This is a genomic window from Streptomyces sp. ITFR-16 (assembly GCF_031844705.1).
Classification (GTDB): Bacteria; Actinomycetota; Actinomycetes; order Streptomycetales; family Streptomycetaceae; genus Streptomyces.
This window is the reverse complement of sequence record NZ_CP134609.1, coordinates 2,997,144-3,009,186: the sequence shown is the minus strand read 5'-3', so window position 1 is coordinate 3,009,186 and position 12,043 is coordinate 2,997,144. Positions and strand designations below refer to the sequence as shown.

General features: G+C 72.5%; 15 protein-coding genes. 6 read left to right on the top strand and 9 right to left on the bottom strand.

Going from position 1 to position 12,043, the window contains the following annotated elements; all coding sequences use genetic code 11:
• Window positions 1–179: 179 nt before the first annotated feature.
• The gene (locus RLT58_RS13220) at window positions 180–1,643 is read left to right on the top strand and encodes an ABC transporter permease (protein WP_311310599.1); all 1,464 of its coding nucleotides are present in this window, start codon (window positions 180–182) and stop codon (window positions 1,641–1,643) included.
• A gap of 35 nt (window positions 1,644–1,678) precedes the next feature.
• Complete coding sequence (locus RLT58_RS13215; protein ID WP_311310598.1) at window positions 1,679–2,362, top strand: ABC transporter ATP-binding protein; 684 nt, start codon at window positions 1,679–1,681, stop codon at window positions 2,360–2,362.
• Between the two features lie 42 nt (window positions 2,363–2,404).
• Here RLT58_RS13215 and RLT58_RS13210 read toward each other — a convergent pair whose 3' ends face one another.
• Window positions 2,405–2,863: an RDD family protein gene (locus tag RLT58_RS13210; RefSeq protein ID WP_311310597.1), complete on the bottom strand. Its 459-nt coding sequence runs from the start codon at window positions 2,861–2,863 to the stop codon at window positions 2,405–2,407.
• A gap of 266 nt (window positions 2,864–3,129) precedes the next feature.
• On the opposite strand from RLT58_RS13210, the gene RLT58_RS13205 reads away from it, so the two are divergent.
• Together RLT58_RS13205 and gdhA are read left to right on the top strand one after the other, a co-directional pair.
• Complete coding sequence (locus RLT58_RS13205; RefSeq protein WP_311310596.1) at window positions 3,130–3,525, top strand: DUF1330 domain-containing protein; 396 nt, start codon at window positions 3,130–3,132, stop codon at window positions 3,523–3,525.
• Between the two features lie 96 nt (window positions 3,526–3,621).
• Window positions 3,622–4,998 (top strand): NADP-specific glutamate dehydrogenase, encoded by a 1,377-nt coding sequence (gene gdhA / locus RLT58_RS13200; RefSeq protein ID WP_311310595.1) that lies wholly within the window; start codon window positions 3,622–3,624, stop codon window positions 4,996–4,998.
• An 80-nt stretch (window positions 4,999–5,078) separates the two neighbouring features.
• Here the strand turns inward: gdhA and RLT58_RS13195 are convergent, their stop codons facing one another.
• The 4 genes from RLT58_RS13195 to RLT58_RS13180 form a co-directional block, all read right to left on the bottom strand.
• The gene (locus RLT58_RS13195; RefSeq protein WP_311310594.1) at window positions 5,079–5,474 is read right to left on the bottom strand and encodes a YrdB family protein; all 396 of its coding nucleotides are present in this window, start codon (window positions 5,472–5,474) and stop codon (window positions 5,079–5,081) included.
• Between the two features lie 60 nt (window positions 5,475–5,534).
• Window positions 5,535–6,200, bottom strand: a complete 666-nt coding sequence (gene msrA / locus RLT58_RS13190; RefSeq protein ID WP_311310593.1) for a peptide-methionine (S)-S-oxide reductase MsrA — start codon at window positions 6,198–6,200, stop codon at window positions 5,535–5,537.
• Window positions 6,201–6,274: 74 nt separating this feature from the next.
• Window positions 6,275–6,397 (bottom strand): hypothetical protein, encoded by a 123-nt coding sequence (locus RLT58_RS13185; protein WP_311310592.1) that lies wholly within the window; start codon window positions 6,395–6,397, stop codon window positions 6,275–6,277.
• Between the two features lie 253 nt (window positions 6,398–6,650).
• Entirely contained in the window at window positions 6,651–7,754 is a 1,104-nt protein-coding gene (locus RLT58_RS13180) for a hypothetical protein (RefSeq protein ID WP_311310591.1), read from the bottom strand.
• Window positions 7,755–7,821: 67 nt separating this feature from the next.
• Between RLT58_RS13180 and RLT58_RS13175 the strand changes: the two genes are divergently transcribed.
• A complete protein-coding gene (locus RLT58_RS13175) occupies window positions 7,822–8,967 on the top strand; it encodes a cystathionine gamma-synthase (RefSeq protein ID WP_311310590.1) in 1,146 nt (381 codons plus the stop codon).
• A 58-nt stretch (window positions 8,968–9,025) separates the two neighbouring features.
• Here RLT58_RS13175 and RLT58_RS13170 read toward each other — a convergent pair whose 3' ends face one another.
• The 4 genes from RLT58_RS13170 to RLT58_RS13155 all read right to left on the bottom strand — a co-directional run bounded on the left by RLT58_RS13170 (window position 9,026) and on the right by RLT58_RS13155 (window position 10,623).
• Window positions 9,026–9,217, bottom strand: coding sequence for a DUF1059 domain-containing protein (locus tag RLT58_RS13170; RefSeq protein WP_311310589.1), 192 nt, complete (start codon window positions 9,215–9,217; stop codon window positions 9,026–9,028).
• Between the two features lie 71 nt (window positions 9,218–9,288).
• Window positions 9,289–9,540, bottom strand: a complete 252-nt coding sequence (locus tag RLT58_RS13165) for a hypothetical protein (protein WP_311310588.1) — start codon at window positions 9,538–9,540, stop codon at window positions 9,289–9,291.
• The gene (locus RLT58_RS13160; protein WP_311310587.1) at window positions 9,537–10,031 is read right to left on the bottom strand and encodes a sigma factor-like helix-turn-helix DNA-binding protein; all 495 of its coding nucleotides are present in this window, start codon (window positions 10,029–10,031) and stop codon (window positions 9,537–9,539) included. The genes RLT58_RS13165 and RLT58_RS13160 overlap by 4 nt, the downstream gene beginning before the upstream one ends.
• Window positions 10,032–10,092: 61 nt before the next feature.
• A complete protein-coding gene (locus RLT58_RS13155) occupies window positions 10,093–10,623 on the bottom strand; it encodes a MarR family winged helix-turn-helix transcriptional regulator (RefSeq protein ID WP_311310586.1) in 531 nt (176 codons plus the stop codon).
• A 171-nt stretch (window positions 10,624–10,794) separates the two neighbouring features.
• Here RLT58_RS13155 and ilvA point away from each other — a divergent pair, with 171 nt between their 5' ends.
• The gene (gene ilvA / locus RLT58_RS13150) at window positions 10,795–12,024 is read left to right on the top strand and encodes a threonine ammonia-lyase (protein ID WP_311310585.1); all 1,230 of its coding nucleotides are present in this window, start codon (window positions 10,795–10,797) and stop codon (window positions 12,022–12,024) included.
• Window positions 12,025–12,043 lie beyond the last annotated feature (19 nt).

Genomic DNA, 12,043 nt, shown 5'->3' with positions numbered 1-12,043 from the left:
ACCGCGTCCTCCTCACCCCGGGCAGGACCACCGGCCGGCAGCGAGTCCCGTACGCCGAAGGCGGCGGCACCCGGTCCCCACGGACCGCGGCGCCGCCGCCTTCGGCGTACGTGCGCGTTCTCATCGGGCTCTCATGGTGGCCTTAACCCACCATCACAAGCGGTCCATAACCTCGCGCCATGTTCTTCACCTACCTCCGGCGCGAGCTGCGCCGCCGCAGAAAGGCGGCGCTCGTCGTCGCCTCGGGGCTCGCCCTCGGCATTGCGCTGGTCATCATCGTCAGCTCGGTCTCCTCGGGCATGAGCAAGGCCCAGGACAAGGTCCTGGAATCGCTGTACGGCCTGGGCACGGACATGACCGTGACCAAGGCGGCCGCCGCACCCGGATCCGGCACCGAGCGGCCCCGGTTCGAGTTCGACGCCAAGGACAGCGACGACGACGCCACCCAGAGCACGGACCGGGTCATGGTCCAGGGCTTCCAGACCCTGGCCGCCACCACCGTGGCCGAGGTGGACGGGCAGGACGGCGTCGCCGACGCCGTCGGCGGGCTCAGCCTGACCGTCATGAAGGTGGACGGGCAGTTCAAGCGCGGCGAGTTCAAGCAGGAGGGCGGTACGTCCCAGGGCGGCGGCCGGGGCGGATTCGGCGGCGGCAGCGGGCAGCCGCAGGGCGAGGTCCGGGGCGGCGGCGCCTCGTTCGACGTCAACTCCTACACGGTGTACGGCACCGACGTCACCAAGCAGGACCTCGGACCGCTGACCTCCTCGAAGATCACCGCAGGGCGTGCCTTCAGGACCACCGAGACCAACGGCAAGGTGGCCGTCGTGGACGCCGCCTACGCCAAGGAGAAGAAGCTCTCGGTCGGCAAGACGGTGACCGTCCACGGCACCAAGTTCTCCATCGTCGGCGTCTCGACGGCCGACAGCGGCGACGCGGCGGCCAACCTCTACATCCCGCTCCAGCGGGCGCAGACCCTCGCCGACGCGAAGGACAAGGTCACCACCGTCTACGTCAAGGCGGCGGACTCGCAGCAGATCGACAGCGTCAAGTCGGCCATCCAGAAGAACATCGCGGGCACGACCGTCACCACCTCGGCCGACCTCGCGGACACCGTGTCCGGCTCCCTGTCCACCGCGTCCGATCTGGCCTCCAGCGTCGGCAAGTGGCTCTCCGTCGCCGTCCTGATCGCCGCCTTCCTGGTGGCCGGACTCCTCACCTCCTCCGCCGTCAGCCGCCGCGTCAGGGAGTTCGGGACCCTCAAGGCCCTCGGCTGGAAGAGCGGCCGGGTCACCCGCCAGGTCATCGGCGAGGCCCTCGTCAACGGCCTGATGGGCGGCGTCCTCGGCATCGCGGTCGGCCTCGCCGGTGCCTACGCCGTCACCGCCGTCAGCCCCACGCTCACCGCCCAGCTCGGCTCCTCGGCCGGCGGCTTCGGCGGCGGGATGCGCGGCGGCACGGCGGGCGGTCCCGGCCGGCAGACCGCCGCCAAGGCCCTCGACATCGCGCTGACCGCGCCCGTCTCCCTCTCCATCATCCTGATCGCCGTCGCCCTGGCCGTGGCGGGCGGGCTGATCGCGGGCGCCTTCGGCGGCTGGCGCGCCTCCCGGCTGCGCCCCGCCGACGCGCTGCGCCGCGTCGAATAAGTCCGTCCGCCCCACCCGCCAGAAGGAGTTGACCCATGTACACGCTTCAGGGCGTCACCAAGCACTACACCCGCGGCAAGTCCACCGTCCACGCGCTCGCCGGCGTCGATCTGACCATCGAGGACGGCGGCCGGCTCGTCATCCAGGGCCCCACCGGCGGCGGCAAGTCCACACTGCTCCAGATGCTCGGAGGCCTGGACCGCCCCACGGCCGGCAGCGTCGAACTCGACGGCGTGGACCTCGCGAAGCTCAGCGAGGCCAAGCTCACCAAGGTGCGCGCCGAGAACATCGGCTTCGTCTTCCAGAGCTTCAACCTCATCCCGACGCTCACCGCCCAGGAGAACGTCGAGACCGCCCTCGTACCGCTCGGCGGCAAGGCGTCCGAGCGGCGCAGACGGGCCGCCGAGGCGCTCGACTCGGTCGGTCTCGGCGAACGCCTCGGCCATCTGCCCGGCGAGATGTCCGGCGGCCAGCAGCAGCGCGTCGCCATTGCCAGGGCCCTGGTCAAGCGGCCCAAGGTACTGCTCGCGGACGAGCCCACCGGCAACCTCGACGAGTCGATGCGCGACGAGATCATGGAGGTGCTGGAGACCCTGTGGAAGGAGCACGGGCTCACCTTCATCATGGTCACCCACGACAGCTCGATCGCCCGCCGCGCCCCGCGCCTCGCCACCATCCGCAAGGGCAAGGTCACCATCACGGAGAACGCCCCGGCCTGACCGCGTGCGGCCCCCTGAGTCCCCGACGCCCCCGTCGGGGACTCAGGCCGCCCGGCCGGCGACCGCCCGGCGGTGCGCCAGCAGATCACTGCGCCGGACCTGGCGCAGCCCGACCGGGTCCGCGTGCAGCACGCCCTCCTCGCAGACCCGGGCCACCGGGCCGGCGCCCCGCGCGTGGGCGAGCCGGGCGCGCAGCCCGTACCAGGGCTGCATCGGCAGCCAGCACAGCCCGTACAGCCAGCGCCGCACCAGCCGCACCAGGCACGGGCGTCCCACATCAGGCACGCTCACCACCCGGATCCCCATGATCAGCTTCCCCGCGCCCGCACCGACGAGCGCGGTCAGCACCACCTGGTTGAGGAACGACAGGACGAGCACCGGACCGACCAGCAGCGCCACGGCCTCGGGAACGGTCGCGGAGTCCACATAGGGCCGCACCAGCAGCCCGGCGGTGACCAGGCACAGATAGCAGTCGAGCCCCACGGCCAGGTACCGGCGCATCTCCCCGGCCCTCGGCGGCGTACGCGGCCCGGGCGGCCGGTATCCGGGTAACGGGGGCGGGGCCGGCTCCTGCCGGCCGCGAGGAGGGCGGACTCTGCGGTTCCCCCGTGAAGACGTCATGACGGAATCATGGCTGATTACCCGTCACCGCGGGCCGAGTCCGGGTACAGCGCCCGCATGACCCCGGAGGTAATCGACGCTCCCCGCCACCCCCGGCAGCATGGTGCACACCAGCCGCGCAGGACCGGAAGCCGGAGGACGAGACCATGACCGCGTACGCCGTCGCGCACCTGTACCCCGAGGGACCGCCCAGCGAGGAGGTGCTCGACTACATCGAGCGCGTCCAGTCGACGATGGATCCGTACGGGGGCCGGTTCCTGGTCCACAACACCCCGGTCGAGCTCCTGGAGGGCGACTGGCCCGGCGGCCTGGTCGTCATCGCGTTTCCCGGCATGGAGGCCGCCCGCGCCTGGTACGCCTCGCCCGCCTACCGGGAGCTGCTGCCGCTGCGCACCCGGAACATGGCGGGCGACGTCGTCCTCGTGGACGGGGTCGCACCGGACTACGACGCCTCCGCGACGGCGGGCCGGATGCGGGCGGCGGCGCTGCGGGAGACCGAGGAGACCAAGGAGACCAAGGAGTGGGACACCCGCCAGGGGTGATGTCTGCGGGACCCCCGTGATGGGAAGGTGGCACCTGGCGTCGCTCGGGACAGGGACGCCAGCTGTACGAGCCGCCCCACGGAAGGTCTTGATCAGATGCCGGCCACCCCCGACTCCGCCGTTGCGCACGCCGCCGCGAACCGCGTCATCGAGCCGTTGTACGCGGAGATCCTCCGCCGCAACCAGGGCGAGAAGGAGTTCCACCAGGCCGTGCGGGAGGTCCTGGAGACGCTCGGCCCGGTGCTGGCCCGGCGGCCGGAGTTCGTGGACGCCCGGATCATCGAGCGCATATGCGAGCCGGAGCGCCAGCTCATCTTCCGGGTGCCGTGGGCGGACGACGCGGGCGACATCCACGTCAACCGGGGCTTCCGCGTCGAGTTCTCCAGCTCGCTCGGACCGTACAAGGGCGGGCTGCGCTTCCACCCGTCGGTCAACCTCGGCATCGTGAAGTTCCTCGGCTTCGAGCAGATCTTCAAGAACGCCCTCACCGGCATGCCGATCGGCGGCGGGAAGGGCGGCGCCGACTTCGACCCCAAGGGCCGCACGGACGCCGAGATCATGCGGTTCTGCCAGTCGTTCATGACCGAACTCCACCGCCACCTCGGCGAGTACACCGACGTCCCCGCCGGTGACATCGGCGTGGGCGGCCGCGAGATCGGCTACCTCTTCGGCCAGTACAAGCGGATCACCAACCGCTACGAGTCCGGCGTCCTCACCGGCAAGGGCCTCGGCTGGGGCGGTGCCCAGGCGCGTACCGAGGCCACCGGCTACGGCTGTGTCCTGTTCACCGCCGAGATGCTGCGCAGCCGGGGCGAGTCGCTCGACGGCCAGCGCATCGCCGTCTCCGGCTCGGGCAACGTCGCGATCTACGCCATCGAGAAGGCCCAGCAGCTCGGCGCGACGGTGGTGACCTGCTCCGACTCCGACGGCTACGTCGTGGACGAGAAGGGCGTCGACCTCGCCCTGCTCAAGGAGATCAAGGAGGCCGGGCGCGGCCGTGTCGCCGAGTACGCGGAACGCCGTCCCGAGGCCGTCTTCGTGCCCGGCACCGGCGTCTGGAGCGTGCCCTGCGACGTGGCGCTGCCGTGCGCCACGCAGAACGAACTCCACGAGGCCGACGCCCTGGCCCTCGTACGCCACGGGGTGAAGGCGGTCGCCGAGGGCGCCAACATGCCCACCACCCCCGAGGCCGTGCGCGTCCTCCAGGAGGCGGGTGTGGCCTTCGCCCCCGGCAAGGCGGCGAACGCCGGCGGGGTCGCCACCAGCGCCCTGGAGATGCAGCAGAACGCCTCGCGCGACTCCTGGACCTTCTCCCACACGGAGGAGCGCCTCGCGGAGATCATGCGCCACATCCACGACTCCTGCTACACCACGGCCGAGCGCTACGGCAGCCCCGGCAACTATGTGGCCGGCGCCAACATCGCGGGCTTCGAGCTGGTCGCGGACGCGATGCTGGCCCAGGGGCTGATCTGATCCGACCCGTTCGGAGCCGGTCCGGTCCGGGGCTCCCCGGACCGGATCAGGACCCGATCAGGACCGGGCCGGGACCGGGTTCAGGCGGCGGGCGAGCGCCGGAAGGTCTCCGCCAGCGCCGTGTTCGCCACCATCACCGCGGCCAGCGCCACCGCCACGACCGGACGGCCCAGCCCGTACACCGCGAGCGCCCCGCCGCCGAGCACCACGGCCTTGACCGCCAGTACGCCCGCCAGCGGCAGCCGGACGCGGGCGCGGGGCGCGGCGAAGGCGCCCCACAGGGCGATGGCGGCGGCGGGCAGCCCGATCCCGAGCAGCAGACGAAGGGCGAGGCCGTCGCCGGCGGTGAAACCCCACCGGCACAGGCAGCCGATGGCCACCAGCTCCAGGACGAACGCCAGGCCCTCGTTGGCGGCCCACCAGGGGCGGCCGCTCAACGAAGGGATCGCCGGCCGGTCCGTACGGTTCTCGCCCATGGTGCCCCCACCCTCGCCGTTCACGTTCCGGCGTTCGCGCCGGGGGGTGAGGGTAACGGCTCAGCCCTCGGCCGGGGCCACGCCGATCGGGCACGAGACGCCCGTGCCGCCGATGCCGCAGTAGCCGGCCGGGTTCTTGTCGAGGTACTGCTGGTGCGCGGCCTCGGCCGGCCAGAACGTGCGGCCCTCGGCCGGGAGGATCTCCGTGGTGATCTCGCCGTGGCCGGAGGCCGTCAGGACCTTCTGGTACGCCTCGCGGGACGCCTTGACGGCCGCCTCCTGCTCGGGGGAGTGGGTGTAGACGGCCGAGCGGTACTGCGTACCCACGTCGTTGCCCTGGCGGAAGCCCTGGGTCGGGTCGTGCGACTCCCAGAAGAGCTTCAGCAGCTCGTTGTACGTGACCGCCTTCGGGTCGTACACGACGCGGACGGCCTCGGTGTGGCCGGTCAGCCCCGAGCAGACCTCCTCGTAGGCGGGGTTCTCCGTGTAGCCGCCCTGGTAGCCGACGAGCGTCGTCCAGACGCCCTCCGTCTCCCAGAACTTGCGCTCGGCACCCCAGAAACAGCCCAGCGCGAAATCGGCGACCTCCAGACCCTCCGGATACGGGCCCAGCAGGGCGTTGCCCAGGACCGTGTGGCGGGACGGGACGGTGAATTCCGGGGTCGGACGCCCGCGCAGGGCCTCCTCCGGGGTGGGGAGCTGAGGGGTACGGCGTTGCAGGAACATGCGGGGGCTCCTCCTGGGGTCGGCGTGCTGTCCGTACAACGCGCCGGGGCCGCCATGGATTCCGCCGCCCGCCCTCAGCGGCGGGGCACGCCGCTCTCCGACTCGGCGTCCTCGACATAGGCGGCGGCCCGCTTGCGGGCCTTGAACCAGAAGTAGAGGCCGAGGCCGATCAGGATCAGGGGTATCAGGCGTGCCACGGGAACACCGGTCCTTGTGGTGGGTGGGGCATGGATACGGGGCGTGCGCTCCCACGGTCGCACACCGGGCGACAGGCCCTAGGGCGTGTCGTCAAACTGGCGTCTGCCGGGCGACGCCATGCACGCACTCTCGCCGCACCGGCCCCAGACCCCGGTACGCCCAGTACAGGGGCCTGGGGCCGGCACGCCGAGAGCACGCACCTGACGCCGCCCGGCCGCCCTTCGGGCAACGACACCAGTTTGACGACACGCCCTAGCGCGGCAGCGTCGCCGGGCTGCCGCCGTTCGCCTCGTAGCCGGCGACCGCCAGGGCCCGGTAGACGGTGTACTCGGCGGCCGGGTCGGAGTTCTCCGTCCACGGCAGCGCGCCCACGTGCCCGTCGATGTGGACCAGCTGGTTCATCGCCTCCGACCAGCGCTCCATCCGTACCAGGAACAGCACCAGCAGATGCCGGACGTGGGCGAGCATCGGGTCGTCGGCGCGGGCCGAGTGGACCGCGAACATCGCGCCCTCCACGGCCCGGGTCACCACCTGGCTGCGGTAGAAGCCCTGCACGAGGTTGACCTCGGGCAGGTGCTCGTACACCGCGAAGAGCGGCAGCGCGGCCAGCAGCGAGCCCTGCGGGGCGCGGGCGGCCGCCGCGGTGGCGAAGCGGTCGGCGTCCTCGCGGGAGCCGTGCCACTTCTCGCACCAGAAGTGCAGCGCCGCGATGTGCGCGCCCATGTGCGCGGGCGCCCGGTCGATGATCTTCGCCCAGAGCCGGTCGAACTCCTCGGGGGAGTAGCCGAGTCCGCGTGCCACGGCCAGCTCGACGATGTACGGCACCGGGTCGCCGGGGGCCAGCAGGGCCGCCTCGCCGACGACCGTACGGGCCTCCTCCAGGATGATCCGGAAGTCGTCCGTCCCCGCCGTGGACGAGCGCCACGCCTGCTGGACCAGGAACTCCGCGTGCACGGCCGCGGCGCCCGCGTCCTTCGGCGCCTCCGCCCGCCACTTGCGCAGCCAGGACCCGCCGACGCCCGGCTGTCGCAGCAGCTCCAGCGAGGCTGCCCCGGCGAACGCCTGTACCCGCTGCCACCGCACCTCGCCGTCCTTCGGCGTCCCGGACAGCAGCTGGGAGGCGGCCCGCCACTCCTGGGTGTGCTGGACGACCTCCAGAACGTCCAGGAGGTCCTGGTCGGGGCCCGGGGTGCGGACGTCCAGCTCCTCCTGGCGCACAAAGCCGTAGTCCTCCGGGTCGGCCGCGTCGGGGGAGCCCGGCGCCACCTGCCGGATGCCCCCGCGCCGGCGCAGCACATAGGGGCCGACGACCGCGGTGAGCATGCACAGCGCGAGCAGGATCCACAGAATCTCCATGCCCCCATTGTCACCGGACGGCCCGGTGCTCCGTGCGGGGCCTCGGGACGAACTACGCTCGGGACCCATGAGCGACCAGCACAGCTTCGAGACTCTCGCGATCCACGCGGGAAACACCGCCGATCCCCTCACCGGCGCGGTGGTTCCGCCCATTTACCAGGTGTCCACGTACAAGCAGGACGGTGTGGGCGGGCTCCGCAACGGCTACGAGTACAGCCGCAGCGCCAACCCCACGCGCACCGCGCTGGAGGAGAACCTCGCCGCCCTGGAGGGCGGCCGCCGAGGGCTCGCCTTCGCGTCGGGCCTCGCCGCCGAGGACTGCCTGCTCCGTACGCTGCTGACCCCCGGCGACCACGTGGTCATCCCGAACGACGCCTACGGCGGCACGTTCCGGCTGTTCGCGAAGGTCGCCTCGCGCTGGGGCGTGGAGTTCTCGGTCGCCGACACCTCGGACGTGGCGGCGGTGCGCGCGGCGATCACCCCGCGCACCAAGGCGGTGTGGGTGGAGACCCCGTCCAACCCGCTGCTCGGCATCACCGACATCGCGGCCGTCGCCGGGGTGGCGCGGGCGGCCGGCGCGCGCCTGGTCGTCGACAACACCTTCGCCAGCCCCTACCTCCAGCAGCCGCTGGCGCTCGGCGCCGATGTGGTGGTGCACTCCACCACCAAGTACATGGGCGGCCACTCGGACGTCGTCGGCGGCGGTCTGATCGCCAACGACGCGGACCTGGCGGAGGAGTTGGCGTACCACCAGAACGCGATGGGCGCCGTCGCCGGGCCGTTCGACGCCTGGCTGGTGCTGCGCGGCATCAAGACCCTCGCCGTCCGGATGGACCGGCACACCGAGAACGCGACCAAGGTCGCCGAGCTGCTGACCCGCCACCCCAAGGTCACCCAGGTCCTCTACCCGGGCCTGCCCGAGCACCCCGGCCACGAGGTCGCCGCCAAGCAGATGAAGTCCTTCGGCGGCATGGTCTCCTTCCGGGTCGCGGGCGGCGAGGAGGCGGCGGTCGAGCTCTGCAACCGCACCAGGGTCTTCACGCTGGGCGAGTCGCTCGGCGGTGTCGAGTCGCTGCTGGAGCACCCGGGCCGGATGACGCACGCCTCGGTGGCCGGATCGGCCCTGGAGGTCCCCGCCGACCTGGTCCGGCTCTCCGTCGGCATCGAGAACATCGACGACCTGCTGGCCGACCTGACGCAGGCGCTCGGCTAGGACACGTCCCGGGGGCGGGACCGGAGCACCGGTCCCGCCCCCGGCGCGTGCGGCCGTCTCAGACGGCTGCCTTCTCGTCCTCCAGCGTGGCCCTGATCTGCTCCCGCAGCTCGGGGCCATCGGTGTGTTCATGGACGGAGACGGCGTGTTCGGCCGCGGCCCGCAGGACTTCGTCCTCCTCGCCGGAGATCGTCAGCGAGCAGTTGGACACGCTCGGATACTTGCGGCAGTCAGCGACTTTCCTGGTCATCACAGCCTCCCGGCCACTCCTCTCCAGGATAGATGCGCAGGGGCCGGGACACCGGTGCCGCCGAGGAGCCGCTACCAGCCGTCCAGCGGCGGTGTGATCTCGGCGGGCGGGGCCTGCCAGGGCTGGACCAGCAGCGCCCACACGGTGAACGCCGTGACCGCGGTGATCAGCGCGAGCACGCCCAGCCGGCGCAGCACCCGGCGGCGGCGCAGCAGCCGTCCCCCGTGCTCCGCCGCCCGCGCGGCCAGCTCGGCGGGCACCTGCGGATGCGGGGTCTCCAGCATCCGCCGGACCTCCTCCTCCTTGCGCCCGGTGCCGCTCACGGCGCGGCCCCCAGGAGCCGGGCGGGACCCCGTCGCACGGTCGGGCTGCGGGTGCCGCGCATGGTGGCGACCGCCCGGTTGCAGACCGCCCGGACCCGGTCGCCCGAGAGGCCGAGCAGCGCGGCGGTCTGCTCCTCGGGCACCCCTTCGTACAGCCGCAGGACCAGGATCAGCCGTTCCTGCGGGGTCAGCCGGTCCAGCAGTCCGCCGCGCGGGCGGTGGTGGCGCCAGGCCTCCCGTGCGAACCGGGTGGCGAGATCCTGCCGGGTGCGGTCGTACGGATCCTCGCCGTGCAGCCGGTCCCAGCCCGCGTACGTACGGGCCAGCGCGGCCGTCAGGAGCCGCTGGGCGAGGGGGTTGGCACCGGGCGGGACGGCGGGTTCGGCGGTGAGCAGGGTCGCGGTGTGCAGCAGCCGGCCCGCCGCGCCCGCCACGAAGGCCTCGAACTCCTGGGCGCGGCCCCGCTGTCGGCCCGCATGGCGCTCTCGCACGAGGTCAATCCGAGCGCGCCCGGGGCCCCGGGTCAACCCCTGCGGCCCGGGGCGGGCCGCGCTATCCGGGCTGGGGCGGCTGGTGCGCGGCCTGCCGGGCCGCCAGGGCCGCGTTGAAGCGGGTGAGCAGGGCGCAGAAGGTGTCGCGCTCCTCCTCGTTCCAGTCGTCCGTCACCTGGGAAATCAACTCCCGCCGCGAGGCCCGGACCTCGTCCAGCCGGGCCTGGCCGCGCGGGGACAGCTGGAGCACGACGGCACGGCCGTCCTCCGGGTGCGAGGTGCGCTTGACGAGACCGGTGTCCACGAGCGGCGCGACCTGCCGGGTCACTGTCGACGAGTCGATCCCCATCCCGGCGGCCAGTGCCTTGACCCCCATCGGCCCTTCCCGGTCCAGCCGGTTGAGCAGCAGGTAGGCGGCCCGGTCCATGGAGTTGCGCACCTGGCCGACACCGCCGAGGCGGGTCTGCTCGGCACGGCGGGCAAACACCGCCACCTGGTGCTGAAGGGCGTCAAGGAGGTGGTCGGGACCCGGGTTCTCCGGGGTGGCGCCCCCGGAAGGAGACGCGGCAGTCGTCATGTCCTGAGGGGGCATGGCCGGGGGCTCTCTTCGTGCGGTGTCGGATGGGTGGGGGACAGAGTACGCGGCCCCGGGTCAACGCGTACCAGTGCCGCACAAACCTGCGGACGTGGACGCAGGACGCCATCTCGGGCGGCGGCCACAACCTCTTCGAGGCCGACCGGAGGCAGCTGCAAGACTTGCGGTATGAACTTCCCGCCGCCCGCCCGTTTCCCCTCCCTGATCCTCGACGATGTGCGGGGGGCGCAGAAGATGCTTTCCGGGGTCTCCAGGGTCACCCCGCTGGAGGGCAGCCGCCATTTGTCCGCGCTGGTGGGCGCGCCCGTCCAGTTCAAGTGCGAGAACCTCCAGCGGACGGGCTCCTTCAAGCTGCGGGGCGCGTACGTACGCATCTCTGGTCTGTCCCCCGTCGAACGGGCGGCCGGTGTCGTCGCCGCGAGCGCCGGAAACCATGCGCAGGGTGTCGCGCTCGCGTCCGCGCTGCTCGGCGTACGGTCGACGGTCTTCATGCCGGTCGGCGCCCCGCTGCCGAAGGTCGCGGCCACGCGTGAGTACGGGGCCGAGGTGCGGCTGCACGGCCAGGTCGTCGACGAGACGCTCGCCGCCGCGCAGGAGTACGCGCAGCGCACGGGCGCGGTCTTCATCCACCCCTTCGACCACCCGGACATCATCGCCGGGCAGGGCACGGTGGGCCTGGAGATCCTGGAGCAGTGCCCCGAGGTGCGCACCATCGTCGTCGGGATCGGCGGCGGCGGGCTCGCGGCCGGGATCGCGGTCGCGGTGAAGGCGGTCCGGCCCGATGTGCGGATCGTCGGTGTGCAGGCGGCGGGCGCGGCCTGCTACCCGCCGTCGCTGGCGGCCGGCCGGCCCGTGTCGATCGGCTCGCTCCAGACGATGGCGGACGGCATCAAGGTGGGACGGCCGGGCGATGTGCCGTTCGCGCTGGTCAGGGAGCTGGTCGACGAGGTCCGCACGGTCTCCGAGGACGAGCTGTCCAGCGCGCTGCTGCTCTGCCTGGAGCGGGCGAAGATGGTGGTGGAGCCGGCCGGGGCGAGCCCGGTGGCCGCGCTGCTCAGCGACCCGAAGGCGTTCCGGGGGCCGGTGGTGGCGCTGCTCTCCGGCGGCAATGTGGACCCGCTGCTGATGCAGCGCATCCTGACCCACGGCATGTCGGCGGCGGGCCGCTATCTGAGCCTGCGGCTGCGGCTCACGGACCGGCCGGGCGCCCTGGCGACCATGCTCGGTGTCCTCTCGCAGGCGGATGCCAACGTCCTGGACGTCAGCCATGTGCGCACCGACCCCCGGCTCGGCCTCACCGAGGCGGAGGTGGAACTCCACCTGGAGACCAAGGGGCCCGAGCACTGCGAGGAGGTCGCCGCGACGCTGCGCGAGGCGGGCTATCTCGTGATCGGCTGACCCCTTGTCAGTCGCGATA

Coding starts and splice junctions, on each gene's coding strand:
- RLT58_RS13220 (WP_311310599.1), top strand. CDS start 180: ATGTTCTTCACCTACCTCCGGCGCGAGCTGCGCCGCCGCAGAAAGGCG.
- RLT58_RS13215 (WP_311310598.1), top strand. CDS start 1,679: ATGTACACGCTTCAGGGCGTCACCAAGCACTACACCCGCGGCAAGTCC.
- RLT58_RS13210 (WP_311310597.1), bottom strand. CDS start 2,863: ATGCGCCGGTACCTGGCCGTGGGGCTCGACTGCTATCTGTGCCTGGTC.
- RLT58_RS13205 (WP_311310596.1), top strand. CDS start 3,130: ATGACCGCGTACGCCGTCGCGCACCTGTACCCCGAGGGACCGCCCAGC.
- gdhA (WP_311310595.1), top strand. CDS start 3,622: ATGCCGGCCACCCCCGACTCCGCCGTTGCGCACGCCGCCGCGAACCGC.
- RLT58_RS13195 (WP_311310594.1), bottom strand. CDS start 5,474: ATGGGCGAGAACCGTACGGACCGGCCGGCGATCCCTTCGTTGAGCGGC.
- msrA (WP_311310593.1), bottom strand. CDS start 6,200: ATGTTCCTGCAACGCCGTACCCCTCAGCTCCCCACCCCGGAGGAGGCC.
- RLT58_RS13180 (WP_311310591.1), bottom strand. CDS start 7,754: ATGGAGATTCTGTGGATCCTGCTCGCGCTGTGCATGCTCACCGCGGTC.
- RLT58_RS13175 (WP_311310590.1), top strand. CDS start 7,822: ATGAGCGACCAGCACAGCTTCGAGACTCTCGCGATCCACGCGGGAAAC.
- RLT58_RS13170 (WP_311310589.1), bottom strand. CDS start 9,217: ATGACCAGGAAAGTCGCTGACTGCCGCAAGTATCCGAGCGTGTCCAAC.
- RLT58_RS13155 (WP_311310586.1), bottom strand. CDS start 10,623: ATGCCCCCTCAGGACATGACGACTGCCGCGTCTCCTTCCGGGGGCGCC.
- ilvA (WP_311310585.1), top strand. CDS start 10,795: ATGAACTTCCCGCCGCCCGCCCGTTTCCCCTCCCTGATCCTCGACGAT.